Below are 25,840 nucleotides of genomic sequence, written 5' to 3' on the forward strand. Positions count from 1 at the left end.
CCGCACCATGGCAGAACAGTCCCTCCCCGTCGCCGACCAGGACGCCTCGGCGGAAGAGAAAACCTCTTCACGACCGGGCGTCTCACGGCGTGCACTGCTCGGCACCGCCGGCGCCACCGGGCTGGTGCTCGGCGCGGCCGGCGGTGCCGCGGGCTACGCGGCCGCTCCCGCCGCGGCGACCCCGCTGACCTCCGTGGGCAGCACCGAGGTGATGTTCCACGTGAAACATCAGCCCGGCATCACCGACGGCCTCCAGGCGCGCGGCCACCTCGTCGCCTTCGACCTCACGCCGGGCGCGGGCCGCAAGGAGGCCGCGGCACTGCTGCGCCGCTGGTCGGAGACGGCTCGCCGACTCATGGCCGGGGAGCCGTCCGGATCCGACGACACGGACGTGGCCCGCGACGCCGGCCCGTCCTCCCTGACGGTGACCTTCGGCTTCGGGCACAGCTTCTTCTCCCGGACCGGGCTGGAGAAGCAGCGCCCGGTCGCCCTCGACCCGCTGCCCGACTTCTCCTCCGACCGGCTCGACAAGTCCCGCAGCGACGGCGACCTGTGGGTGCAGATCGGCGCGAACGACGCCCTTGTCGCCTTCCACGCCCTGCGCGCGATCCAGAAGGACGCGGGCAGCGCGGCCAGGGTCCGCTGGCAGATGAACGGCTTCAACCGCACCCCGGGCGCCACGGCCCACCCCATGACGGCCCGCAACCTCATGGGCCAGCTGGACGGCACCCGCAACCCCAAGCCGAGCGAGCCCGACTTCGACAAGCGGATCTTCGTCCCGTCCTCCGCCACGCCCTCGTGGATGGCGAACGGCTCCTACGCGGTCGTACGACGGATCCGGATGCTGCTCGACGACTGGGAGAAGCTGTCGCTCGGGGCCCAGGAGGCCGTCATCGGGCGCCGGAAGGCGAACGGGGCCGCACTGTCCGGTGGCAGTGAGACGACCGCGATGGACCTGGAGAAGACGGACGCCAAGGGCGATCTGGTGGTGCCGATCAACGCACACGCCCGCATCACCCGGCCCGACCAGAACGGGGGCGCGGCCATGCTCCGCCGTCCGTTCTCCTTCCACGACGGCATCGACGCGGACGGGGTGCCGGACGCCGGGCTCCTGTTCGTCTGCTGGCAGGCCGACCCGCTGCGTGGCTTCGTCCCGGTCCAGCGCAAGCTCGACCGGGGTGACGCGCTCTCCCAGTTCATCCGGCACGAGTCGAGCGGACTGTTCGCGGTGCCGGGCGGCGCGGCCCAGGGAGAGTACGTGGGGCAACGGCTTCTGGAAGGGTGAGGTCACGCGGGTTCACCCGGTCGTGAGACGGGCGGGCCCGGTTCCGCAAGGGCCATTAGGGTGAGGTCATGCCAGCGAGCTACGCCTATCTCGGCCCTGAGGGCACCTTCACGGAAGTCGCGCTGCGGACGCTTCCCGAGGCGGCCACCCGGGAGCTGATCCCGTACGTGTCGGTGCAGTCCGCGCTGGACGCGGTGCGCGCGGGGGAGGCCGAGGCCGCGTTCGTGCCGATCGAGAACTCCGTCGAGGGCGGCATCACCACCACCCTCGACGAACTGGTCGCGGGTGCCCCGCTGATGATCTACCGCGAGGTGCTCCTGTCGATCACCTTCGCGCTGCTGGTGAGGCCGGGCACGCAGCTTTCGGACATCAAGACGGTCTCCGCGCACCCGGCCGCCCAGCCGCAGGTGCGCAACTGGCTGAAGAACAACCTCCCGGACGTCCACTGGGAGTCGGCCGCCTCGAACGCGGACGCGGCCCGGCTGGTCCAGGAGGGCCAGTACGACGCGGCCTTCGCCGGTGAGTTCGCGGCGGCCCGGTACGGCCTCCGGGCGCTGGAGACCGGGATCCACGACGCCGAGAACGCGCAGACGCGGTTCGTGCTGGTCGGCCGTCCGGCCCGGCCCGCCGCTCCGAGCGGTGCCGACAAGACGTCCGTGGTGCTGTGGCAGCGCGACGACCACCCCGGCGGGCTGCGTGACCTGCTGGGTGAGTTCGCCACCCGCGGCATCAACCTGATGCTGTTGCAGTCCCGGCCCACGGGCGCCGGTATCGGCAACTACTGCTTCTGCATCGACGCGGAGGGCCACATCACCGACCGCCGGGTGGCGGAGGCGCTGATGGGACTGAAGCGGATCTGCCGCGAGGTGCGCTTCCTCGGTTCGTACCCGCGTGCGGACAAGGAACGCGAAGACCTGCTGGCACCCCTGCCCGGCACCTCGGACGAGGAGTTCATGGCGGCCTCGGACTGGGTGGCGCGCTGCCAGGACGGGCGATTCTGACCTGTCTTACCTGCAGATTTTAGTTATCCACAGAAGTTGTCCACAGGCTGGAGTCTCGACCTGGGGACAAGTCGACACCAAAGCATGACCCTGTCGACAAATCGGCCTACAGACCCTGGCAATGTCCACCCGCGCGCACATCACCCTTCGTCCATTCTTTTCCCATGGGTAACCCTTTGGGGTGACCGGTTTCCACTCGAAAGTAGGGGTAAAGAGGAGTTTGCGCCGGGAATCCTCGTCATGTTCCCCAGGTTTCGGAGTGATCAATTCCGAAATCCACAGATCCTCCGCACACCCTGTGGATAACTTTCCGAGGGGTGTGGATCCCTGTGGACAACCGTGCGCCAATTCCCGCTCCGCACAAGGGAGTCGAGTCAACCCGGCGCCTCACGCGTGCCTCGTCCCGGGGATCGGGGCCCTCTTTCCTTGACACGTTCCGCAATTCACCCATAACGCAACGTAAGCCCCTATTTGGTGCGGCCGGGAATAGTGAGTCGTGGGCCGTATCCCCGCACCGGTAGCCTTGGCCGCGTGATTGACCTTCGCCTGCTCCGTGAGGACCCCGACCGAGTGCGCGCGTCGCAGCGCGCCCGTGGAGAGGACGTCGCCCTCGTCGACTCCCTCCTGTCCGCCGACGAGCGGCGCAGGTCGTCCGGCGTCCGCTTCGACGAGCTGCGCTCCGAGCAGAAGAGCCTCGGCAAGCTCGTCCCCAAGGCCACTCCGGACGAGCGCGCAGAGCTCCTGAAGCGGGCGGAGCAGCTGAAGGCCGAGGTGAAGGACGCCGAGGCCGCCCAGAACGAGGCCGACGAGGAGACCAAGCGCCTCCTGCTCCAGCTCGGCAACCTCGTCCACCCCGACGTCCCGGTCGGCGGCGAGGAGGACTTCGTCGTCCTGGAGACGCACGGCACCATCCGCGACTTCGGCGCCGAGGGCTTCGAGCCCAAGGACCACCTGGAGCTCGGCGAGGCACTGGGCGCCATCGACGTCGAGCGCGGCGCCAAGGTCTCCGGCTCGCGCTTCTACTACCTGACCGGTGTCGGCGCCCTCCTCGAGCTGGCGCTCGTCAACGCGGCGATCGCCCAGGCCACCGAGGCCGGCTTCACGCCGATGCTGACCCCCGCGCTGGTCCGCCCGCGCGCCATGGAGGGCACCGGCTTCCTCGGCCAGGCCGCGGAGAACGTGTACCACCTGGAGAAGGACGACTACTACCTGGTCGGCACCTCCGAGGTCCCGCTCGCCGCGTACCACATGGACGAGATCCTGGACGCCGACAAGCTGCCGCTGCGCTACGCCGGCTTCTCGCCGTGCTTCCGCCGCGAGGCCGGCACCTACGGCAAGGACACCCGCGGCATCTTCCGCGTGCACCAGTTCGACAAGGTCGAGATGTTCTCCTACGTCGCCCCCGAGGACGCGGAGAACGAGCACAAGCGGCTCCTGGAGTGGGAGAAGCAGTGGCTGACCGGTCTTGAGCTGCCCTTCCAGGTGATCGACGTGGCCTCGGGCGACCTCGGCGCGTCCGCCTCCCGCAAGTTCGACTGCGAGGCGTGGATCCCGACCCAGGGCAAGTACCGCGAGCTGACCTCGGCCTCCAACTGCGAAGGCTTCCAGGCCCGCCGCCTGGCCGTGCGCATGCGCGACGGCAAGAAGGTCCAGCCGCTCGCGACGCTCAACGGCACGCTGTGCGCCGTCCCGCGCACCATCGTGGCCATCCTGGAGAACCACCAGCTGGCCGACGGCTCCGTGCGGGTGCCGGAGGTGCTGCGTCCGTACCTCGGCGGGCGGGAGCTGCTGGAACCGGTCGCCAAGTGAGCTTTCCGTACCGGCTGATCGCGACCGATCTCGACGGGACCCTGCTGGGTTCCGGCGAGTCGGTCTCGCAGCGCACCCGCGACGCCCTCGCCGCGGCCACCGCGGCGGGCGCCGCCCACATCGTCGTCACCGGACGCGGTGTCCGGTGGACGCGGCACATCCTCGACGACCTCGGCTACCGGGGCCTCGCGGTGTGCGGACAGGGCTCCCAGGTCTACGACGCCGGTGAGCACCGTCTGCTGACCTCGGTGACGCTGGACCGGCAGCTGGCCGCGGTGGCCCTCGCGAAGATCGAGGCGGAGGTCGGCCCGCTGTTCCTGGCCGCGAGCCGCAGCGGTGTCGACGGGGACGTGCTGGTCGGGCCGGGGTACGCGCTGACGGGCGCACTGCCGGCGATGCCGTTCACGGACGTGTCCGACCTGTGGGCGGAGCCGTTGGGCAAGATCTACATCCAGCATCCGGAGCTCACGGACGACGAACTGGCCGAAGCCGCCGTGCGGGCCGCGGGGGGCTTCGTCTCGGTCGCGATGGCCGGCCAGGGCATCGTGGAGCTGCTCCCGCTGGGTCTGTCGAAGGCGACCGGTCTGTCGCTTGCGGCCCGTCGCCTGGGCCTGAAGGCCGCGGACACGATCGCCTTCGGCGACATGCCCAACGACATCCCGATGTTCGCCTGGGCGTCCTACGGGGTGGCGATGGCGGACGCCCACGAGGAGCTGAAGGCGGTCGCCGACGAGGTGACGTCCTCCAACGAGGAGGACGGGATCGCGGTGGTGCTGGAGCGGATGCTGGGCTGACACCGGTTCAGCCGCGGTAGCTCGAACTGCTGTGGCTGTCGGTGCTGTTCGCTGTTCGCTGTTCGCTGTTCGCTGTTCGCGGAGGATGCACGGATCGAACGTGCGCGGGCTGTGACACCCGACCTTGGCTTAGCAAGCCAGTGCCTTACCACTCGGCCAATCCTCCGGGTGGGCGGCCTCACGCGAGAGCGACATCGCGTGCTCGAAGCGGCCGCCCCGGGCGGGTCCTGCGGTGGACTCGACGGTGGCGTAACTACACCGGAGTCCTCCGCGGGCCGCCCCGACGGGAGCTGGACGTACTGTCGTGCATGGACATCGCCCGGCTCCTCTCCCCGATCGTGGTGACACAACCATCGTGCCCGCACACCGAGTTGGGCGCCACTGATTAAACGGCCAAGTGTTCGACCTACTGGCTTCCCGGCGTTCGGCCTACCGGCGTCCCCACCGCTTGCGGCGCTTGCTGAAGAACCATCCCGCGGGCGGCTCGTCGGAACGCCAGGGCTGCGGCTCGGGCGACTCCCGGCGCCAGCGCGCGGCGAGCATACGGGCCCGGGCGGACGGCTCGGAGGTGTCGGCGGAGCGTATGAAGTCCTCGTCCAGCACGAGGTCGTCCCAGTCGTCTGCCATGCCCGTGCCCGTTCCCTTCACCTCGCAGCTGGACGTCCACCTTTGCCCAGTGTGCCCGGACAAAGGTGAAGTCCCTGTCAATAAGCCCCGTATCAGGGACGCCGAGCCCCGACGACGGGGACGTTGCCGCTACTCCTCGCCCGCCAGCGTCAGCGAACGCAGCTTCTGCCCCGCGTACCAGGTGGCCAGGACGGTCACCACGACCAGCAGCACCGTGGCCGTCGGCAGTCCGACGTCCGAGGTGACCAGGTCCCCGCCGGCGACCTTGTGGGCGACGGCCAGCGACCACTGCTGAACGCTCAGGGTGCGCGCCCCGGCGACCAGGGAGCCGAACAGGGCCTCCCAGACCAGCGCGTAGACGAGCCCGAAGACCACCGCGTGCCGGGACACCGTGCCCAGGAGCAGGAAGAGCGCCGCGTAGGCGATCGAGGAGACCAGCGCGGCCACCGTGTAGGCGACGGCGATCTGCTGGCCGTTGCCGTTGAGGATGAGGCCGGCGATGAAAGTGGGCAGCGCCGAGAACACCATCGTGACCGCGATCGCCACGATCAGCTTGGTGAAGATGATCGTCGGCCGCTTGATGGGCTTGGACAGCAGATACACCACCGAGCCGTCGTCGATCTCCGGGCCGATCGCGCCGGTGCCCGCGATGACGCCGATGATCGGCACCATGGTGGCCAGCGCGAGACCGCCCAGCAGGTCCGAGGCGGTCTGGTCGTCGGCGCCGACCAGGGCGCGCACGATCACGGAGATCACGATCAGCAGCAGGGGCAGGGCGCCCAGGATGAGGGCCCGGCGGCGGCCGAGCAGGGCCCGGTAGGTGAGTCGGGCGACTGTGGGGTCGTACATCTTCGGCCTCCTACGCCGCGACGAGATACGAGAAGACGGACTCGAGGGACTCGTCGGACGGCGAGACCGTGAGCAGCCGGATGCCGTGGTCGCGGGCGACCCGGGGCAGCAGCGCGGTGAAACGGCCGAAGTCGACGGCCTGGACGTGCAGCGCGCCCTCGGCCAGGTCGACCTCGATGCCGGACGTCGACGGGTCCGCGATCAGCGCGGCCGCCAGGGCGCGGTCGTCGCTGGAACGCACGAGGTAGCGGTGCGGGCGGTCCGTCATCAGACGGCGGATCCGGCGGAAGTCACCGCTGGCCGCGTGCCGTCCGGCCACGACGACCTCGATGTGCCAGGCGAGCTGCTCGACCTCCTCGAGGATGTGGGAGGAGAACAGGACGGTGCGGCCCTCGTCGCCCATGCGCCGGAGCAGGTCCATGAGCTGCATGCGCTGGCGCGGGTCCATGCCGTTGAACGGCTCGTCGAGCAGGAGCAGCGACGGGTCGTGGACCAGCGCGGACGCCATCTTCACGCGCTGGCGCATGCCCTTGGAGTAGGTGGAGATCTTGCGGTCCTGCGCGTACTCCATCTCGACCGTGGCCAGCGCCTTCTGGGCCGCCTTGGCACCGAGTCCGTGCAACTCGGCGTTGGCGACGACGAATTCACGGCCGGTGAGGAAGTCGTACATCGCCTCGCGCTCGGGGACGACCCCGATGTGCCGGTAGATCTCCTCGTTGCGCCACACCTGCTGTCCGTCGAGGGTGACGGTGCCGGTGGAGGGGGCCAGGAAGCCGCCCATCATGTTGATGAGGGTGGACTTCCCGGCACCGTTGGGGCCGAGCAGGCCGGTGACGCCGGGGCCGATCGTCATGGTGATGTCGTTGACGGCGACCACGTTGCCGAACCAGCGGGAGACATGGTCGATCTGGAGCGTGGTCACAGTCCCACCTTCTTGTAGCGGCGCAGCAGGAGGCCGTAGCAGGCGGCGATCAGTCCGAGGACGGCCAGGACGTAGACGACCCCTTCGCCGTTGCCCGGGCCCACCGCGCCGGGGAACGCCGAGCTCGCGCCGAGGAACGCCGACTGGAGTCCGTCGATGAGCGTGACGGGCGAGAACAGGCCGATCCACGGGATGGCCGACGTGCTGCCCTGGGCGTCGGCGATGGCCTGGAGGGTGGAGACCGCGCCGTAGGAGATGGTCATGACGGCGATCACGGCCGCGATGCCGAAGCCGCGGCGCGGGGTGACCGACGCGATGACCAGGCCGATGCCGGCGAAGAGCAGCGAGAGCAGGGCCACGGAGACCAGTCCCTGCCCGAAGCCCTTGGTCTGGTCGGCGAAGTCGAGTTTGGCCAGCAGAGCGCCGACATAGAGCACGATCAGCGGGGCCGCGGTCAGGATGAACATCGCGGAGGCCAGGGCCGCGTACTTCGCGCGGACGTAGTCGGCGGTCTCGATGGGCCGCGAGAAGTACAGCGGCACCGTCTTGAAGCGCAGGTCGCGCGAGACCGACTGGGGGGCCTGCGAGGCGACGTACAGGCTGATGACGGCCTGCATGATGATCGCGTAGCGGGTGTAGTCGACCGGCAGGTCCTTGGCCTTGGTGGCGACCGCGACGGCCACCATGATGGCCGCTGGCACGCACATCACGACGAACAGCAGCATCGGCAGCACCTTGGACTTCACCGAACGGCCGAGGCCGTAGGCGCCGCGCAGGGACTGCGAGTAGAGCGAGCGGGTGGCGTAGGAGCGGCCCAGTCGCGGGCCGTCGTAGCTGCGGTAGCCGATGTTGTGGATACGGGTCTGGTCGCCCGAGGGCGCGGCGACCGGGTGCTCAACCGCCATGGCCGACGGCCTCCTTCCGCTGCTGTTCGTCGCTCGCGTCCGCGCTGGTGAAGACCTCCGAGATGTGGTGCCTGCGCTGCTCCATGCGCACCAGGCCGAGCCCGAGGTCGGCGACGACGTCCCGGACCACGTCGTAGGTCTCCTCGCCCTGCGCGGTCAGCAGCAGGATGTGGCCGGCGCCCGGCAGGCCGCCGGTGGAGTCGAGGACCTCCACCCCGCGCGCGTGCAGCGCCTCGCGCACCGCGCGGGTCCCGTCCGGGTGCTCGTCGGTGTCGGTGACCTCGACCGCGAGGGTCGTCGTGGTCTGGGTGAAGTCGGTGGTGGAGCTGGAGCGCAGCAGCTTGCCGCCGTCGATGACGACCACGTGGTCGCAGGTGCGCTCCAGCTCGCCCAGCAGGTGCGAGGTGACCAGGACCGAGATGCCGAAGTCGGTGTAGATGCGGCGGATCAGACCCAGCATGTCGTCGCGGCCGACCGGGTCGAGGCCGTTGGTCGGCTCGTCCAGGAAGACCAGCTGCGGGTCGTGGACCAGGGCCTGGGCGAGCTTCACCCGCTGCTTCATGCCGGTGGAGTAGCCGCCGATGGGGCGGTAGCGCTCCTCGTACAGGCCGACATGGCGCAGGGTGTCCGCGGTGCGCTCGCGCGCGGCGGTGGGCGGCAGACCGGACATCCGGGCCATGTGCACGACGAACTCGGTCGCCGAGACGTCCGGCGGCAGGCAGTCGTGCTCCGGCATGTAGCCGACCCGCTCGCGGATGGCGGCACCCTTGGTCGCGACGTCGAGCCCGAGCACTTCGGCACGGCCCTCGGAGGCGGGGGACAGACCCAGCAGGATCTTGATCATGGTGGACTTGCCGGCTCCGTTGGCTCCGACGAGTCCGGTCACACCGGGTCCGACGTCCAAGGAGAGCCGGTCAAGCGCGGTCACCCGGGGGAACCGCTTGCTCAGGCTTTCGGTCGCGATCACAGTCACGTCATCGACATTAGTGACGCGGACCACTCCGGTCGTCACCCCGCAGAGCTGCATCGGCATCAGACTCCAGGCGTACGGGCACCTAGGGGTCCCCCTGAGGTCGAACAACGCGGACCGCGTTTTCCACATCGGCAAGGTTTTCCACAGCCCCAACAGGGCCTATTGACGCAGCCTCCAACGACTGTCACATTCGCCAGTGTCACGTTACGGACACGTAGCGCGGTCGACAGGACGGGGGTGGCATGGCGACGGCAGTGCACGGCGGACTCTCCGTACGGCTCCAGGGGTTCAGGAAGGTCCAGCGGCTCGCGTACGAGTGCGCGGAGGCGGTCGCGGCCCGCCTGGAGCCCGGCGTCACCGAGCGGCAGGCCGCCCGCATGCAGCGCGTCTGGCTGCGCGAGCGGGGCGTCCGGGACTGGTTCCACCTGCCCTTCGCCTGGTTCGGGGACCGCACGGCGTTCACCGGCTTCCGCGTCCCGCTCCAGTTCTTCCCCACCGACCGCCGGCTCGAGCCGGGGATGCCGTTCATCCTCGACATGGCCCCGGTGTACGAGGGGTTCACCGCCGACATCGGCTACTCCGGCGCGCTCGGCGCCAACCCCGTCCAGGAACGGCTGGCGGCCGACCTCCGGGCCCACCGCGCGCTGATCCTGCGCGAGGTCCGCGAGCGGCGGCCGCTGCGCGAGATCTACGAGGACGTGGACCGCCTCATGGTCCGCCAGGGCTACGCCAACCGGCACCGCGCCTACCCCTTCGGCGTGATCGCCCACAAGGTCGACCAGGTCAAGGAGCGGCGCTGGTCCCCGCAGCTGTTCGGGTTCGGCACCCAGTCCCTCAAGGGCCTCGCGGCCGACGCCCTGCGCGGCCACCGCGAGGGCTGGTCGCCCCTGTGGTCGCCGTACCGCTTCTCCGACCACCCGCCGCAGCCGGGTCTGTGGGCGGTCGAACCCCACCTCGGATTCCGGGGCACGGGCGCGAAGTTCGAGGAGATCCTGGTCGTCACCGACTCCGAGGACCCCGAGCAGAGCGCCTTCTGGCTGGACGACGACCTGCCGCACGTGCGGCGCTGGGCGGAGGAGGAGTGACCTTGCTCGAAGGTGCGCGTGAACGCCGGGTACGCACCGGCGGAGTCGACCTGTGCGTGGCCGAACTGGGGGACCCGCACCGGCCGACCGTCGTCCTGGTGCACGGCTACCCGGACAGCAAGGAAGTCTGGTCCGAGGTCGCCCCCCGCCTCGCCGACCGGTTCCACGTCGTCCTCTACGACGTCCGCGGCCACGGCCGCTCCACGGCCCCGAAGCCGCTGCGCGGCGGGTTCACCCTGGAGAAGCTGACCGACGACTTCCTGGCCGTCGCGGACGCCGTCAGCCCGGGCCGGCCCGTGCACCTGGTCGGCCACGACTGGGGCTCGGTGCAGGCCTGGGAGTTCGTCACCGTCCAGCGCACCGAGGGGCGGATCGCCTCCTTCACCTCGATGTCCGGCCCCTCCCTCGATCACTTCGGGCACTGGATCGCGGGGCGCCTGCGGCGTCCCACCCCACGCCGCATCGGCCAGCTCCTCGGCCAGGGCGCCAAGTCCTGGTACGTGTACGCCCTGCACACCCCCGCCCTGCCCGAACTGGCCTGGCGCGGCCCCCTCGGCAAAGCCTGGCCCCGCATCCTGCAACGCGCCGAGAAGGTCCCCTCCGCCGGCTACCCCACCGCCTCGCTGCCCACCGACGCGGCCCACGGCGCCTGGCTGTACCGCGACAACGTCCGCTCCCGGCTGCGCCGCCCGCGCACCGACGCCCACGCACACGCGCCCGTGCAGCTCATCACCCCCCTCGGCGACGCCTTCCTCTCCGAGCGGCTCTACGACGGCCTGGAGCAGTGGGTGCCCGAGCTGACCCGGCGCACCCTGCCCGCCAAGCACTGGATCCCCCGCTCCCGCCCCGACCAGCTCACCTCGTGGATCACGGAGTTCGTCACCTCCGCCGAAGCGGGCCGCACCCCCGTGCGGGCGACCGGGAAGTACGCCGAGCGGTTCGGCGGCCGGCTCGTCCTCGTCACCGGCGCGGGCAGCGGCATCGGACGGGCCACCGCGTTCGCCTTCGCCGAGGCCGGCGCGCGCGTGATCGCCGTCGACCGGGACGCCGAGACCGCCGCCCGCACCGCCGAACTGTCCCGTCTCCTCGGCGCCCCCGAGGCCTGGGCCGAGACCGTCGACGTCTCCGACGAACAGGCCATGGAGAAACTCGCCGACAAGGTCGCCGCCGAGTACGGCGTGGTCGACGTCCTGGTCAACAACGCCGGGATCGGCCTCGGCGGCCCCTTCCTCGACACCACCACCGAGGACTGGAGGAAGGTCCTCGACGTCAACCTGTGGGGCGTCATCCACGGCTGCCGGCTCTTCGGCCGGCAGATGGCCGAGCGCGGACAGGGCGGCCACATCGTCAACACCGCCTCCGCGGCCGCCTTCCAGCCCTCCCGCGCGCTGCCCGCCTACGGCACCTCCAAGGCGGCCGTCCTCATGCTCAGCGAGAGCCTGCGCGCCGAACTCGCCGGCCGGGGCATCGGCGTGAGCGCCGTCTGCCCCGGCATCGTCAACACCGGCATCACCTCCACCGCGCGGTTCGCGGGCGTCGACGCCGACGAGGAGAAACGCCGCCGGAAGCGCGCGACCCGCCTCTACGGACTACGCAACTACCCGCCGGAGAAGGTCGCCGACGCGATCCTGCGCGCGGTCGTGCGCAACCAGGCCGTCGTACCGGTCACCCCCGAAGCCCGCGCCGCCCACATCCTGGCGCGCTGGGCACCGAAGGCCCTCCGCGCGCTGGCCAGACTGGAGCCGCCGCTGTGAGCCACCGCATCGCGCCGCGCCGGGTGGCCTTCGACTGGTCCCGCACACCCCTGCACTGGATCCCCGGCGAACCCACCGCCACCCACGTCATCAACGTCCTCCACCTGCTGCTGCCCGCGGGAGAGCGCTGGTTCGTGAAGGTCTTCAAGGAAGGCCTGCCGCTGGTCAGGGACCCTGAACTCCGCGCCGACGTGAAGGGGTTCATGGGCCAGGAGGCCACCCACAGCGTCCAGCACACGCACGTACTGGACCACCTCGCCGCGCAGCGGCTCGACACCGCCGACTTCACCCGGCACGTCGACTTCCTCTTCGAGCGGCTCCTCGGCGAACGCCCACCCCTCGGCGCGCCCGTCCCCGCGCGGGAATGGCTGCGCTTCCGGCTCTCCGTCGTCGCCGCCATCGAACAGTTCACGGTCGTGCTCGGCGACTGGGTCCTGGCCGCCGAAGGCCTCGACCGGGCCGGTGCCGACGCGGTCATGCTCGACCTGCTGCGCTGGCACGGCGCCGAGGAGGTCGAACACCGCGCTGTCGCCTTCGACATGTACCAGCACTGCGGCGGCACCGGCACCGCCCGCTACGCCCGCCGGGTCGCCGGCATGGCGGTAACCGCCCCGGCGATGCTGTACCTGTGGGTGTGGGGCACGGCCTACCTGATGCGGCACGACCCCCAACTGGCCGGGCGGGCGCGCTACTCCCTCAAGGAGCACGACCGGGCCGTGAGAAAAGGCCTGCTGCCGGCCTGGCGGGACCTCGGCGCGGCGATACCGCGTTACCTGCGGCGGTCCTACCATCCCTCCCACGAAGGGTCGTTGAGCCGGGCGGTGGAGTATTTGAAGCGGTCCCGGGCGACCGAGGGGGTCGCGTGAGCGAGCCAGGTGGCCGCGTGAACGACCCACGGGGCCTCGTGAACGACCCAAGGGACCGCGTGAGCGACCCAGGGGGCCGGCCGGGAGGCCGAGAGAGCCGCGCGAACGCCCCTGGAGGGCATGTGAGCGACGCCGCCGCGCACCGCATCGAGGACCTCGCCCATCTCAGCGGCACCACCGTCCGCACCATCCGCGCCTACCAGGACCGCGGCCTGCTCCCCCGCCCCGAGCGCCGCGGCCGCGCCAACATCTACACCGACGCCCACCTCGCCCGGCTCCACCAGATCGCCGACCTCCTCGACCGCGGCTACAGCCTGGCCGCCATCAAGGAGCTCCTGGAGGCCTACGACTCCGGCCGGGGCCTCGGCGGAGTACTCGGTCTGGTCGCCGAGGTCGACGGCCCCTGGACCGACGAGGAGACCGGCCGGATCTCCCGCGCCGAACTGGACGCACGCTTCGGCGGCGTCCCCGACGAGGCCGCGGTCGCCGAGGCGGTGGAGCTCGGCGTCCTGCGACCGGTGCCCGGCGACGACGACTCCTTCCTCGTACCGAGCCCCCAAGAGCTCGCCGTGGCAGCCGAGTTGCATGCCGCCGGGGTGCCGCTCTCCGCGATCTCGGGCCACCTGCGGGAGTTGAGGGGACAGGTCGAGCACATCGCTGCCCGTTTCCTGGAGTTCACCACCGAGCACGTCTTCGCCCGCTACCTGCGCGGTCCCGACCGTCCGACCGACGCGGAGGCGGCCGAGGCGGCCGCGCTGGTACGACGGCTGCGGCCCCTGGCACAGCAGACGGTGGACGCGGAACTCGCGCGCGCGATGAGGCTGTTGGCGGTACAGCAGCTGCGGCAGCACCTGGGGTCGCAGGAGGATGCCGAAGGGCGTCCGACGTCACGTTCTGTGGCCGTGCCCGAGGAGACGATGCGGGCGGTGGAAAAGCTGGTTGGGGCGGAGAGGGCGGCGGAGTTCTTCGTGTTGGCGGCTGAACGGGAGGTGCGGGCAAGGGCGTTGGATGCGCTCACGTCAAATGGGGAGCCCCCAGTCGATCTTGACGAAGGGGTCTGACATGACAGGGAGTTGTCCACAGAAACCCCAAGTAACCTGTGGATAACTACAGTTGGTTGTGGATCAAACATGCGGGCCAAAATCATTCGCGTGATTCACGTCTCTCCCAGCACCCTGGTGCCATGGATGAAAGACGCACCGTGAAGGTGTCCAAGTACCTCTCGAAACACCTGCGGCACCAGCCCGAACGGATCGGGCTCACCCTCGACGAGGCCGGCTGGGTCGAGATCGACGCGCTCCTCGCCGCGACGGCCGCGCACAACTTCCGCATCACCCGCGAAGAGCTGGACCATGTAGTCGCCGCGAACGACAAGCAGCGTTTCGCCATCGAGGGCTCCCGCATCCGCGCCAGCCAGGGCCACAGCGTGGACGTCGATCTGGGCCTCACCCCGGCGACCCCGCCGCCGTACCTCTTCCACGGCACCGTGGCCCGCAGCCTGGACGCGATCCGCGCCGAGGGCTTGCGCCCCATGAACCGGCACGACGTCCATCTGTCGCCCGACCGTGAGACCGCGACCCGGGTCGGGGCCCGCCGCGGCCGCCCCGTCGTGCTCTCCGTGGACGCGGCGGCCATGCACCGCGACGGCCACGTCTTCCACGTCAGCGCCAACGGGGTCTGGCTGACGCGCGCCGTGCCACCGGGCTATCTGCGGTTCCCCTCGTCGCACTGAGCTCCTTCTCCGCGTCGCACTGAGTTTCCTCCCCGAGTCACACCGACCCGGGTGGCACCGACCTCCCTTTCCGGGTCAGGCGCGGGCATGATCAGTGGTATGGACCACTTGCCGACCACCGAGGCCGCCGTCACCGCGCTGCACCACCTCGCCGCCGAGTACCGGCTCGCGATCGAGGTCACCCACGACATCGGCGCCGACCAGACCTCCCGCCGCAGCGCCGCGGGCGTCGGCGTCACCACCGACCCGGACGGCACCCTGCCCCACGAGGCCTACGTCGAACTCGGCGGCCGGCCCCACGTGGAGGTGCGCCTGTTCCCGGACGACGACGCCCTGATCACCGTCGACGGGGTCGAGTGCCCCGATGTCGCCCGCAACGACGTCCCCGCCTTCCTTCGCGCCCTCTATGAAGGCCACGCCTGGGTGAAGGTGCGTCGCTTTCCCCCGAGCCACTTCCTGATGGTGCCGCTCCCGGGCGACCGCGTGCACAAGGAGTTCATCCCGGTGGGGCTCAGCCCCTGGCTCAGCGGCCGCAGACAGTGACCCTGAGTCACTGTTTCACGTGAAACACTGCCGGACGCATACGCTCAGTCCTATGAGTCTGCGTCTGAGCACCGTGATCCTCCCGTACCGCCGCTGGAACGAGGGAGGCCGCGAGGCATGGCAACGCGCGGAGCAGCTCGGTTTCCACACCGGATACACCTATGACCACCTCTCGTGGCGCACCTTCCGTGACGGCCCCTGGTTCGGTGCCGTGCCCACGTTGACCGGTGCCGCGGGCGTCACCGACCGGCTGCGGCTGGGCACCCTGGTGACCTCGCCGAACTTCCGGCACCCCGTCACCCTCGCCAAGGAACTGATCACCCTCGACGACATCTCCGGCGGCCGGGTCACCCTGGGAATCGGCGCGGGCGGCACCGGCTTCGACGCCACCGCGCTCGGTCAGGACCCGTGGACCCCGCGCGAGCGTGCCGACCGGCTCGCCGAGTTCGTACCGCTTCTCGACCGGCTGCTCCGCGAGGACTCGGTGTCCTACGAGGGCGACTACTACTCGGCGCACGAGGCCCGCAACATCCCCGGCTGCGTCCAGCGGCCCCGGCTGCCCTTCGCGGTGGCCGCCACCGGACCGCGCGGCCTGAAGCTGGCCGCGCGCCACGGACAGGCCTGGGTGACCACCGGCGACCCGAAGCTGTACGAGAACGGCACCCCCGAGCAGTCCCGCCAAGCCCTCCGCGGCCAGATCGACCGGCTCGGCGACGCCTGCGCGGCGGTGGGCCGGGACACGAAGGAGCTGGACAAGATCCTGCTCACCGGCTTCACCCCGGACCGCGGCCGTCCCCTGGAGTCCCTCGACGCCTTCGTCGACTTCGCCGGCCGCCACCGGGAGCTGGGTTTCACGGAGCTGGTGATCCACTGGCCGATCCCCGACTCGGACTTCGCGGCCGACGAGAAGGTCTTCGAGCAGATCGCCATGGAGGCACCGGCACAGCTGGGCTGAGAGGGCGGCATCGGGCCGGATGGGGCCGCCTACGAGTCACCCATGTCTCACCTGTGCGGGCGACCGCACGGTCGTGCACGCATATGCGGGAGAATGAGCGGGTGACCTCAGCGACCCGACAGCCCGAGACCCCGGCCGCCGGCATACCGCCGCGCCTGATCGCCACCGACCTCGACGGCACTCTGCTGCGCGACGACAAGTCGGTGTCCCCGCGCACCGTCGCGGCCCTCGCCGCCGCCGAGAAGGCCGGCATCGAGGTCTTCTTCGTCACCGGCCGCCCGGCCCGCTGGATGGACGTCGTCAGCGATCACGTACACGGTCACGGCCTCGCCATCTGCGGAAACGGCGCCGCGGTGGTCGACCTGCACGGCGGCCCCGGCGCCCACCGGTTCGTGAAGGTGCGGGAGCTGACCCGGGAGAACGCCCTGGACGCCGTACGCCTGCTGCGCGAGGCGGCGCCCGGGACGGTCTACGCGGTCGAGCAGACGTACGGCTTCCACCAGGAGCCGGACTATCCCAAGCTGCACATGGAGATCCCGGACCACCTCGCCCCGGCCGAAGACCTGCTGGCCGACGACGGTCCCGGCGCGGAGGAGCCGGTGCTGAAGATCCTCGCGTACCACCCCACCATGGACCCGGACGCCTTCCTCACCCTCTCCCGTCTCGCCATCGGCGACCGCGCCAACGTCACCCGCTCCAGCCCCAGCGCCCTGCTGGAGATCAGCGGCCCCGACGTCTCCAAGGCCAGCACCCTCGCCCTGTGCTGTGCCGAACGCGGTATCTCGCACGAGGAGGTCGTCGCCTTCGGGGACATGCCCAACGACCTGGAGATGCTGACCTGGGCGGGGCAGTCGTACGCGATGGGCAACGCGCACCCGGACGTGATCGCCGCGGCCTCGGGCCGGACCGTCGCCAACAACGACGACGGCGTGGCGGTCGTGATCGAGCGGCTGCTGGAGCGGAAGTAGCCGCGGTCGTTCCTCTGGAAGCCGGCACTGCCCGCGGGGTCAGCCGAGGGGTACCCCGCGTGCCGCCAGCCACGGCACCGGGTCCACCGCGGAGCCCGTCTCCGGTGTGACGCGCACCTCGAAGTGCAGGTGAGGGCCGGTCGAGTTGCCGGACGTGCCCGACTGGCCGATCCACTGCCCCGGGACGACGGCCTCCCCCTGATCGACGGTGACGGCGGCGAGATGGGCGTACTGCGTGTAGTAGCCGCCGGGGTGTTCGACCACGATCTCGATGCCGAAGGGACCTCCACAGGACACCTTCACCACCCGGCCGGCGCCCACCGCTCGCACCGGCGTCCCGATCGGCACCGCGAAGTCCTGGCCGGTGTGCGCGTTCGCCCAGCGTGACCCGCCGCTGCCGAACCCCGCGGACAGCTCGTACACGGCCACCGGCGTGACCCACGCGGCCGCGGGGGACTGCGGCGGTTGGTCCAGGCGGACGGCACCCCGGCAGGCGCCGGCCGCGACGGACGCGTCGGCCCGACCCTGGAGCTGCCAACGGGCCTCGTCCAGCGTCTGCTCGATGTCGTGCTTCAGCACGGCGAGTTCGGCGCTCCGCCGCTCCAGCTTCCGCCGGACCGCCATGGCCTTCGCCTCGTCGGCCGCGAGCCGGGCCTCGGCCCGACGGCTCTTGTCGACCGCGTTGTTGACGGCCACCGTCGTCCGGGAGAACACGTGCTGACCGCGCATCAGGTCATTGAAGTCGTCCGCCAGGATGATCTGCGCGGTGAGCGGCAGACCACCGCCGTCGCGGTACTGGGACCGGGCGATACGGCCGAGATCCTCGTGCAGGACGGCGATCTCCCGCCGCTCCCGGGCCAGGAGGTCCTCGAACCGCCGCACCCGCGCCCGCTGCATCTCCGCCTTCTGGCGCCCCGCCTCGTACCGCTGTGTCGCCAGAGCCGCGTCCTCGTAGAGCCGCACCACCTGCGCGCTGAGCTCCGAGTCACCGTCCTCGCGGCGCCCCGCGCCGTCGTCCGTGGTCTGCGTGGGCCGGACCGTGGGCACGGCCACGAGCGCGCACAGCAGCACGGGAACGAGCAGTGCGCAAAGGCGAGGTGATCGCATGTCAGCGATCCTGTCCCGGCCTCCGGGACGCGGTCCTGTTCAAGTCGTACGGCTGGGGGACACGCTGCTGCGGACGGGTCACCGCGGCACCGCACGCGTGTCCTACGCCCCGACCAGCAGCTCCGACTCCGCCTCCCGCTCGGCCATCTCCCGCAGCGGGCCCTCCACCGCGGCCAACTCCGCGTAGGAACCCCGCTGCACGACCTGCCCCTCGTCGAGCACGACCACCGCGTCCACCGACTCCAGTCCCGCCAGCCGGTGGGTGATGAGCAGCGTCGTACGCCCCTGCGTGGCGGCCAGCAGGTCGGCGGTGAGGGCGTCCGCGGTGGGCAGGTCCAGATGTTCGGCCGGCTCGTCCAGGACGAGGACGGGGAAGTCGGCGAGCAGCGCCCGGGCCAGCGCGAGCCGCTGGCGCTGACCGCCGGACAACCGGGCCCCGTGCTCACCGACCAGGGTGTCGAGGCCGTCGGGCAGGCTCTCCGCCCAGTCGAGCAGCCGGGCCCTGCCCAGCGCGTTCCGCAGTTCGTCCTCCGTCGCGTCCTTCTTCGCGAGGAGCAGGTTCTCGCGTACCGAACTGTCGAAGAGGTGCGCGTCCTGCGCGCACAGCCCCACCAGCCGCCGTACGTCGTCGCCCAGCAGTCCGTTGGCGTCCACACCGGCCAGGGTGTAGGTGCCGGCCTCCGCGTCCAGGAAGCGCAGCAGCACCTGCGCGAGCGTCGTCTTGCCGGAGCCGGACGCGCCGACCACGGCGATCCTCCGGCCCTCGGTCAGGGTCAGGTCGAGTCCGGTGAGCGCCTCCCGGTCCTGGCCCTCGTGCCGGGCGGTGAGTCCCTTGACCACCAGGGGGAACGGCGAGGCGGGGGCCTGCCGTCCCTGCTCCGGTTCCCGCACCGGGTCGGGCGCGTCCAGCACCTCGTAGACGCGTTCCGCGCTCCGGCGCACCCGCTGCCGGTACTGCACCGCGAGCGGCAGCCCGAGAACGGCCTCGAAGACGGCCAGTGGAGTGAGCACCACGACGGCCATGACGACCCCGCCGAGCCGACCGGTGGCGACCGCCTGGGCGCCCACGAGCGCGGTCGCGGTGACGGTCAGGCCGCAGATCAGGGCGGTGAGTCCGTCGCCGAGGGCGGTGGCGGTGGCGGTCCGGGAGGCGATCCGGGTGAGGACACCGTCGGCCCTACGCGCTGCGGCGGTACGGGCGGGCAGGGCGCCGGCGACGGTCAACTCGGCGGTGCCGGTGAGCAGATCGGCCACCCGGGTCGATAGTTCCCCGCGGGCGGGGGCCAGTCGGCGCTCGGCGCGCCGGGCCACGGCACCCGTGAGGACCGGGACGCCGACACCGGCGGCCAGCAGACCCACGGCGAGTACGGCACCGGCCTCCGGCAGCAGCCAGGCCGTGAAGCCCACGGAGGCCGTCGACACCAGGGCCGCGGCACCGGCGGGCAGCAGCCAGCGCAGCCAGTAGTCCTGAAGGGCGTCCACGTCGGACACGAGCCGCGCGAGCAGATCGCCCCGGCGGGTCGTCCTGAGGCCGGCGGGCGCGAGCCGCTCCAGCCTTCGGTAGACGGCGACCCGGGTGTCGGCGAGCATCCGCAGCACGGCGTCGTGCGACACCAGCCGCTCCGCGTACCGGAACACGGCCCGCCCGATCCCGAAGGCCCGGGTCGCCGTCACGGCCACCATCAGGTACAGCACGGGCGGCTGCTGCGAGGCCCGCGAGATCAGCCACCCCGAGGTGGCCATCAGCCCCACGGCACTGCCGAGGGCGAGGCTGCCGAGGAGCAGCGCGAGGGCGAGCCGGCCGCGCCGGGGGCCGGACAGGGCGCGGATCCGGGCCAGTGGGCTGCGTGCCACGGAGGGCACGTCCGTCGCTCCGACGGCGACCGCGCCGACGCCACCGGTCTCCACCAGCCGGGCCCCGGGCGTCCTGGCAGTCGCCTCCGTCGGCACGGGGGCCGTCGGCACGTGGCCAGTCGGCTCCGCCGGGTCGTGGGCCGTCGGCTCCGCCAGCCGCACCACCCGGTCGGCCACCCCCAGCAAAGCGGGCCGGTGCACCACCAGCAGGACCGTTCGTCCGGCCGCGAGCCGCCGTACCGCCGCCACGACCTCCGCCTCGGTGGCCCCGTCCAGCGCCGCCGTCGGCTCGTCGAGGAGCAGGACCGGCCGGTCCGCGAGGAACGCGCGCGCCAGCGCCAGTCGTTGCCGCTGACCGGCGGAGAGCCCGGCCCCGTCCTCGCCGAGCACGGTGTCGGCCCCCAGGGGCAGCGCGTCGACGAACTCCCGGGCCCCCGCGTCCGCCAAGGCCTGTCGTACGGCCGTGTCGTCCGCGTCGGGACGGGCCAGCCGTACGTTCTCGGCGATCGTCCCCGCGAACAGCTGGGGCCGCTGCGGCACCCACGCGATGCGCGACCGCCACTCCGCCAGGTCGACCTCGACGAGATCGGCTTCCCCGATCCGCACCCGCCCCTCGGCGGGCCGGACGAACCCCAGCAGGACGTTCAGCAGCGTCGACTTGCCCGCGCCGCTCGGCCCGACCAGGGCCACCGTCTCCCCTGGCGCGACTTCGAAGGACACGTCCGTGACGGCGTCACCGGACCGCCCCGGGTAGCGGACCGTGACCCGCTCGAAGGCGAGCGCGCCCGCAGGCACGGTAGCGGTCCCGGTCGCCGGCGCCGGTGTCTCCAGGACCTCGAAGATCTCCTCGGCCGCGGCCAGTCCCTCGGCGGCCGCGTGGTACTGCGTACCGACCTGGCGCAGGGGCAGATACGCCTCGGGGGCCAGGATGAGGATGACGAGGCCGTCGTACAGATGCATCTCGCCGTGGACGAGCCGCATGCCGATCGTCACGGCGACCAGGGCCACCGAGAGGGTCGACAGCAGCTCCAGGGCGAAGGAGGAGATGAAGGCGATCCGCAGAGTCCGCATGGTCGCCTGGCGGTACTCGCCGGTGATGCGGCGGATCGACTCGGCCTGTGCCTTGGCCCGGCCGAACACCTTCAACGTGGGCAGACCCGCGACCACGTCGAGGAAGTGCCCCGACAGCCGGGACAGCAGTCGCCATTGACGGTCCATCCGGGACTGGGTGGCCCAGCCGATCAGCATCATGAAGACGGGGATCAGGGGCAGGGTCCCGACGATGATGGCCGCCGAGACCCAGTCCTCGGTCACGATCCGCGCGAGCACCGCCACCGGAACGACCACCGCGAGGCCCAGCTGCGGGAGATAGCGCGAGAAGTAGTCGTCGAGGGCGTCGACTCCCCGGGTGGCGAGGGCGACCAGCGATCCGGTCCGCTGTCCGCTCAGCCATTCGGGGCCGAGCGCCGTGGCCCGCTCCAGCAGCCGCCCTCGCAGCTCCGACTTCACCGCCGCGCTCGCCCGGTGGGCGGCGAGTTCGGTGAGCCAGGAGACGAGTCCACGGCCGGCGGCCACGGCCGCCAACAGCAGCAGGGTAGTGCGCAGTCCGGGGACCGACAGCCCGTGCTGGAACGCACCCACCACGATCTCGGCGATGAGCATCGCCTGGGCGATGACCAGGAGGGCTCCGAGGCCGCCCAGGCCGACCACGGCCACCAGGAAGAGGCGGGTGGCCCGGGCGTAGTGCAGCAGACGCGGATCGATTGGTTTCACGTGAAACACACCTCAGTGCGCGATGTCGGCGGCGATGTGCTGTGTACCGATGCGCTTGCGGAAGACCCAGTAGGTCCAGCCCTGGTAGAGCATGACCACAGGTGTGGCGATCACGGCCAGCCAGGTCATGATCTTCAGGGTGTACGCGCTCGACGAGGCGTTGGTGACCGTCAGGCTCCAGTCCGGGTTGAGCGAGGACGGCATGACGTTGGGGAAGAGCGTCAGGAAGAGCATCGCCACGGCGGCCACGATGGTGACGCCGGACAGCGCGAACGACCAGCCCTCACGCCCGGCCTGGTTGGCCATGAGGGCGGCGACCAGGGCAGCCACGGCGACCACCATGGCGACCAGGCTCTTGCCGTCGCCGCTGTCGATCTGGGTCCACAGCAGGAAGAGCACCGCCAGTGCGGCGGTGACGAGACCGACCTTGAGGGCCAGCTTCCGCGCCCGCTCACGGATCTCGCCGACCGTCTTGAGGGCCGTGAACACCGTGCCGTGGAAGGTGAACAGGGTGAGCGTCACCAGTCCGCCGAGGAGGGCGTACGGGTTGAGCAGGTCCCAGATACTGCCGACGTACTCGAAGTTCCGGTCGATCTTCACCCCGTGCGCGATGTTGCCGAAGGCGACGCCCCACAGGAACGCGGGGACGAGGGAGGTCCAGAAGATCGCGGTCTCCCAGTTGCGCTGCCAGTTCTCCTCGGGCCGCTTGACGCGGTACTCGAAGGCGACTCCGCGGACGATCAGGCAGACCAGGATGACCAGCAGCGGCAGGTAGAAGCCGGAGAAGAGGGTGGCGTACCAGTCGGGGAAGGCGGCGAAGGTCGCGCCGCCCGCGGTGAGCAGCCACACCTCGTTGCCGTCCCAGACCGGGCCGATGGTGTTGATCAGGACGCGCTTCTCGAGCCGGTTGCGGGCGAGGAGCTTGGTGAGGACGCCGACCCCGAAGTCGAAGCCCTCCAGGAAGAAGTAGCCGGTCCACAGGACGGCGATGAGCACGAACCAGACGTCGTGAAGTTCCATGACTCGCTCTCCCTCGGCCTAGTACGAGAAGGCCATCGGCTTGTCGGCGTCACGCGCTTCGCCGCCGATCTTCGTGGGCGGGTTCAGGTCGGCCTCGGTGAGTTCGGGCGGGCCCGCCTTGATGTACTTCGCGAGCAGCTTGACCTCGACGACGGCGAGGATCGCGTACAGCGTCGTGAACGTGATCATCGAGATGAGGACCTCGGTCTGCGAGACACCGGGGGAGACCGCGTGCCGGGTCTGGAGGACGCCGTAGACGACCCAGGGCTGGCGGCCCATCTCGGTGAAGATCCAGCCCCAGGAGTTGGCGATCAGCGGGAAGCCCAGGGTCCAGATCGCCACCAGCCAGTAGAGCCGGCCCAGCTTGGGGCTGAGGGCCTTGTTCCGGAACAGGACCAGGTGCGGCACCTCGTCCTCGCCGACCCGCAGGTGCTGCGGGAGCATGAACTTCTTGCGGGTCAGCCAGAGTCCGGCCAGGCCGATCGCGAAGGACGCCATCCCGAAGCCGATCATCCAGCGGAACGCCCAGAAGGTGACGGGGATGATGGGCCGGTAGTCTCCGGGGCCGTACTTCTGCTGCTCGGCCTTGTTGGTGTCGTTGATGCCGGGGACGTAGGAGTCGAAGGTGTCGTCGGCGAGGAACGACAGCAGGCCGGGGACAGACAGCTCGACGGTGTTGTGACCCTTGCTGACATCGCCGTAGGCGAAGATCGAGAAGGGCGCCGAGTTCTGGCCGTCCCACAGGGCCTCGGCCGCGGCCATCTTCATCGGCTGCTGCTTGAACATGACCTTGCCGAGGGTGTCACCGCTGATCGCGGTCAACATGCCCGCGATGACCACGGTCACAAGACCCAGCCGCAGCGAGGTCTTCATCACGGTGATGTGCCTCTTGCGGAACAGGTGGAAGGCCGCGATGCCGACCATGAACGCGCCACCGGTGAGGAAGGACGCGCTGAGCGTGTGGAAGGCCTGGGCCAGCGCGGTGTTCTGGGTCAGCACCAGCCAGAAGTCGGTGAGCTCGGCCCGGCCCTTCGCCCCGTTGATCCGGTAGCCGACCGGGTGCTGCATCCACGAGTTGGCCGCGAGGATGAAGTAGGCCGACAGGATCGTGCCGATCGAGACCATCCAGATGCAGGCCAGGTGGATCTTCTTGGGCAGCTTGTCCCAGCCGAAGATCCACAGGCCGATGAAGGTGGACTCGAAGAAGAAGGCGATGAGGGCCTCGAAGGCCAGCGGGGCGCCGAAGACGTCACCGACGAAGCGCGAGTAGTCGGACCAGTTCATGCCGAACTGGAACTCCTGCACGATGCCGGTGACCACGCCCATCGCGATGTTGATCAGGAACAGCTTGCCCCAGAACTTGGTCGCCTTGAGGTACTTCTCCTTCTCCGTGCGCACCCAGGCGGTCTGCAGGCCGGCCGTCAGGGCGGCCAGCGAGATCGTGATCGGGACGAAGAGGAAGTGGTAGACGGTGGTGATGCCGAACTGCCATCGCGCCAGGGTCTCCGGCGCCAAAGCCAGGTCCACGGTGCCGCTCCTAACTAGGACGCTTGTGAAAGCGTTCACATTCACAAGCAATTATGACGCATGACAGTTCGAGGTGGGATGGGCGGGGGGTCCCTCGAAGGGTCCGATAGGTCACACCTGGTGGGGACCGGTCGGCCCCATGACAAAGGGCGCCCTGGTTTCACGTGGAACCAGGGCGCCCCGCGGCGCTCGACCGTCGTCACATCTCCTTGCGGAAACCCTCCGCCACCTTCAGGAAGATGTCGTTCGCCTCGTTCTCCCCGACCGTCACCCGCACACCCTCGCCGGGGAACGGCCGTACGACCACACCGTGCTGCTCGCAGGCGGCCGCGAAGTCGACCGTGCGCTCCCCCAGCCTCAGCCACACGAAGTTGGCCTGGGTCTCGGGCACCGTCCAGCCCTGGGCGCGCAGCCCCTCCACGACCCGGTTGCGCTCACAGACCAGTGAGCCGACCCGGCCCAGCAGTTCGTCCTCGGCCCGCAGCGAGGCGATCGCCGCCTCCTGCGCGACCTGGCTGACCCCGAAGGGCACCGCCGTCTTGCGCAGCGCCGCCGCCACGGGCTCGTGGGCGATCGCGAAACCGACGCGCAGGCCGGCGAGGCCGTACGCCTTGGAGAAGGTGCGCAGCACACAGACGTTCGGGCGGGTGCGGTACAGCTCCACGCCGTCCGGGACCTCGGGGTCACGGATGAACTCCCGGTAGGCCTCGTCGAGGACCACCAGCACATCGCTCGGCACCCGGTCGAGGAACCGTTCCAGCTCGGCCCGCTTCACGACCGTGCCCGTCGGGTTGTTGGGGTTGCAGACGAAGATCAGCCGGGTGCGGTCGGTGATCGCGTCGGCCATCGCGTCCAGGTCGTGCACATCGCCCTCGGTCAGCGGCACCTTCACCGAGGTGGCACCGCTGACCTGCGTGATGATCGGGTACGCCTCGAAGGACCGCCAGGCGTAGATCACCTCGTCGCCCGGTCCCGAGGTGGCCTGGATGAGCTGCTGGGCGACCCCGACCGAGCCGGTGCCGGTGGCGAGGTGGGAGACCGGGACGCCGAAGCGCTCGGACAGCTCGTTCATCAGGGCCGTGCAGGCCATGTCCGGGTAGCGGTTGAACGAGGACACCGCGGCCGCCACCCGCTCCAGGACGCCCGGCAGCGGCGGGTACGGGTTCTCGTTGGAGGACAGTTTGTAGGCCACCGGACCGTCGGCCGCGGCGGGCTTGCCCGGCTTGTAGGTGGGGATACCCTCCAGCTCGGCGCGCAGCTTGGGGCTCGTCTCGCTCACCACAGTCCTCCTCGTGACCACCGGCTCGATGGCGGCCGGCTCTGTCGGCGGCCTCCAATACTGCTCACCTTATGAGGATTGAGCGCTGCTGCGTACAGGTGCGAGCCGCCGAGTGCGGTTCGGCTCCGACCTCATACGCCCCACAGGCATCAGGGGCATCGCTGTACGAAGGCAGACGAAACGAGGGGCGCGGCCACATATATCTATGCGCC

Annotated in this window: 22 protein-coding genes and 1 tRNA gene; 12 read left to right on the forward strand and 11 right to left on the reverse strand. The window is 70.6% G+C overall.

The features are described from left to right. The first annotated feature begins 7 nt into the window (after positions 1-7). The 4 genes from efeB (at position 8) to AQJ54_RS32415 (ending at position 4,889) form a co-directional block, all read left to right on the forward strand. Positions 8-1,285, forward strand: coding sequence for an iron uptake transporter deferrochelatase/peroxidase subunit (gene efeB, locus AQJ54_RS32400; protein WP_062243317.1), 1,278 nt, complete (start codon positions 8-10; stop codon positions 1,283-1,285). Between the two features lie 68 nt (positions 1,286-1,353). Next, positions 1,354-2,286 carry a prephenate dehydratase gene (pheA, locus tag AQJ54_RS32405; protein WP_062243320.1) on the forward strand — a complete coding sequence of 311 codons (933 nt, stop codon included), beginning with the start codon at positions 1,354-1,356 and terminating at the stop codon, positions 2,284-2,286. A 531-nt stretch (positions 2,287-2,817) separates the two neighbouring features. Then, on the forward strand, positions 2,818-4,095 hold the full coding sequence (serS, locus tag AQJ54_RS32410; protein ID WP_062243322.1) for a serine--tRNA ligase: 1,278 nt from the start codon (positions 2,818-2,820) through the stop codon (positions 4,093-4,095). Further along, complete coding sequence (locus AQJ54_RS32415; protein ID WP_062243324.1) at positions 4,092-4,889, forward strand: HAD family hydrolase; 798 nt, start codon at positions 4,092-4,094, stop codon at positions 4,887-4,889. The genes serS and AQJ54_RS32415 overlap by 4 nt, the downstream gene beginning before the upstream one ends. A gap of 79 nt (positions 4,890-4,968) precedes the next feature. Here AQJ54_RS32415 and AQJ54_RS32420 read toward each other — a convergent pair. The 6 genes from AQJ54_RS32420 to AQJ54_RS32445 all read right to left on the reverse strand — a co-directional run bounded on the left by AQJ54_RS32420 (position 4,969) and on the right by AQJ54_RS32445 (position 9,159). Then, positions 4,969-5,055, reverse strand: a tRNA-Ser gene (locus AQJ54_RS32420). Positions 5,056-5,318: 263 nt separating this feature from the next. Beyond that, complete coding sequence (locus tag AQJ54_RS32425) at positions 5,319-5,537, reverse strand: SGM_3592 family protein (RefSeq protein WP_446033466.1); 219 nt, start codon at positions 5,535-5,537, stop codon at positions 5,319-5,321. A 108-nt stretch (positions 5,538-5,645) separates the two neighbouring features. Then, the gene (locus AQJ54_RS32430) at positions 5,646-6,365 is read right to left on the reverse strand and encodes an ABC transporter permease subunit (protein WP_020134090.1); all 720 of its coding nucleotides are present in this window, start codon (positions 6,363-6,365) and stop codon (positions 5,646-5,648) included. A 10-nt stretch (positions 6,366-6,375) separates the two neighbouring features. Next, positions 6,376-7,287 carry an ABC transporter ATP-binding protein gene (locus AQJ54_RS32435; protein ID WP_062025573.1) on the reverse strand — a complete coding sequence of 304 codons (912 nt, stop codon included), beginning with the start codon at positions 7,285-7,287 and terminating at the stop codon, positions 6,376-6,378. Continuing rightward, positions 7,284-8,192, reverse strand: a complete 909-nt coding sequence (locus AQJ54_RS32440) for an ABC transporter permease subunit (RefSeq protein ID WP_062243328.1) — start codon at positions 8,190-8,192, stop codon at positions 7,284-7,286. The genes AQJ54_RS32435 and AQJ54_RS32440 overlap by 4 nt, the downstream gene beginning before the upstream one ends. Continuing rightward, complete coding sequence (locus AQJ54_RS32445) at positions 8,182-9,159, reverse strand: ABC transporter ATP-binding protein (protein WP_062025576.1); 978 nt, start codon at positions 9,157-9,159, stop codon at positions 8,182-8,184. Before AQJ54_RS32445 ends, AQJ54_RS32440 begins: the two co-directional genes overlap by 11 nt. Before the next feature lie 248 nt (positions 9,160-9,407). On the opposite strand from AQJ54_RS32445, the gene AQJ54_RS32450 reads away from it, so the two are divergent. From AQJ54_RS32450 to AQJ54_RS32485, 8 genes are all read left to right on the forward strand, one after another. Then, positions 9,408-10,250: a M24 family metallopeptidase gene (locus AQJ54_RS32450; protein WP_062243329.1), complete on the forward strand. Its 843-nt coding sequence runs from the start codon at positions 9,408-9,410 to the stop codon at positions 10,248-10,250. Continuing rightward, positions 10,247-12,004, forward strand: coding sequence for an SDR family oxidoreductase (locus AQJ54_RS32455; RefSeq protein WP_062243332.1), 1,758 nt, complete (start codon positions 10,247-10,249; stop codon positions 12,002-12,004). Before AQJ54_RS32450 ends, AQJ54_RS32455 begins: the two co-directional genes overlap by 4 nt. Then, positions 12,001-12,870: a metal-dependent hydrolase gene (locus AQJ54_RS32460; protein ID WP_062243334.1), complete on the forward strand. Its 870-nt coding sequence runs from the start codon at positions 12,001-12,003 to the stop codon at positions 12,868-12,870. Before AQJ54_RS32455 ends, AQJ54_RS32460 begins: the two co-directional genes overlap by 4 nt. Before the next feature lie 122 nt (positions 12,871-12,992). Continuing rightward, a complete protein-coding gene (locus AQJ54_RS32465) occupies positions 12,993-13,931 on the forward strand; it encodes a MerR family transcriptional regulator (RefSeq protein WP_062025584.1) in 939 nt (312 codons plus the stop codon). A 122-nt stretch (positions 13,932-14,053) separates the two neighbouring features. Beyond that, entirely contained in the window at positions 14,054-14,602 is a 549-nt protein-coding gene (locus AQJ54_RS32470; RefSeq protein ID WP_062025586.1) for an RNA 2'-phosphotransferase, read from the forward strand. 99 nt (positions 14,603-14,701) lie between these two features. Continuing rightward, positions 14,702-15,145 (forward strand): hypothetical protein, encoded by a 444-nt coding sequence (locus AQJ54_RS32475; RefSeq protein ID WP_062025588.1) that lies wholly within the window; start codon positions 14,702-14,704, stop codon positions 15,143-15,145. A gap of 52 nt (positions 15,146-15,197) precedes the next feature. Further along, on the forward strand, positions 15,198-16,100 hold the full coding sequence (locus AQJ54_RS32480; RefSeq protein WP_062025590.1) for an LLM class flavin-dependent oxidoreductase: 903 nt from the start codon (positions 15,198-15,200) through the stop codon (positions 16,098-16,100). Positions 16,101-16,183: 83 nt separating this feature from the next. Further along, entirely contained in the window at positions 16,184-17,068 is an 885-nt protein-coding gene (locus AQJ54_RS32485; protein ID WP_211278607.1) for a Cof-type HAD-IIB family hydrolase, read from the forward strand. 39 nt (positions 17,069-17,107) lie between these two features. On the opposite strand, the gene AQJ54_RS32490 is transcribed toward AQJ54_RS32485, so the two are convergent. From AQJ54_RS32490 to hisC, 5 genes are all read right to left on the reverse strand, one after another. Further along, entirely contained in the window at positions 17,108-18,175 is a 1,068-nt protein-coding gene (locus AQJ54_RS32490; RefSeq protein WP_062243339.1) for a M23 family metallopeptidase, read from the reverse strand. A 102-nt stretch (positions 18,176-18,277) separates the two neighbouring features. Then, a complete protein-coding gene (gene cydD / locus AQJ54_RS32495) occupies positions 18,278-21,802 on the reverse strand; it encodes a thiol reductant ABC exporter subunit CydD (RefSeq protein ID WP_062243342.1) in 3,525 nt (1,174 codons plus the stop codon). A gap of 12 nt (positions 21,803-21,814) precedes the next feature. Beyond that, complete coding sequence (gene cydB / locus AQJ54_RS32500) at positions 21,815-22,822, reverse strand: cytochrome d ubiquinol oxidase subunit II (RefSeq protein WP_062025597.1); 1,008 nt, start codon at positions 22,820-22,822, stop codon at positions 21,815-21,817. An 18-nt stretch (positions 22,823-22,840) separates the two neighbouring features. Further along, positions 22,841-24,349, reverse strand: coding sequence for a cytochrome ubiquinol oxidase subunit I (locus AQJ54_RS32505; RefSeq protein ID WP_062243345.1), 1,509 nt, complete (start codon positions 24,347-24,349; stop codon positions 22,841-22,843). A 199-nt stretch (positions 24,350-24,548) separates the two neighbouring features. After that, on the reverse strand, positions 24,549-25,628 hold the full coding sequence (hisC, locus tag AQJ54_RS32510; protein WP_062243348.1) for a histidinol-phosphate transaminase: 1,080 nt from the start codon (positions 25,626-25,628) through the stop codon (positions 24,549-24,551). Between the last annotated feature and the right edge of the window lie 212 nt (positions 25,629-25,840).

This window comes from Streptomyces griseorubiginosus, assembly GCF_001514195.1.
Lineage (GTDB): Bacteria > Actinomycetota > Actinomycetes > Streptomycetales > Streptomycetaceae > Streptomyces > Streptomyces griseorubiginosus.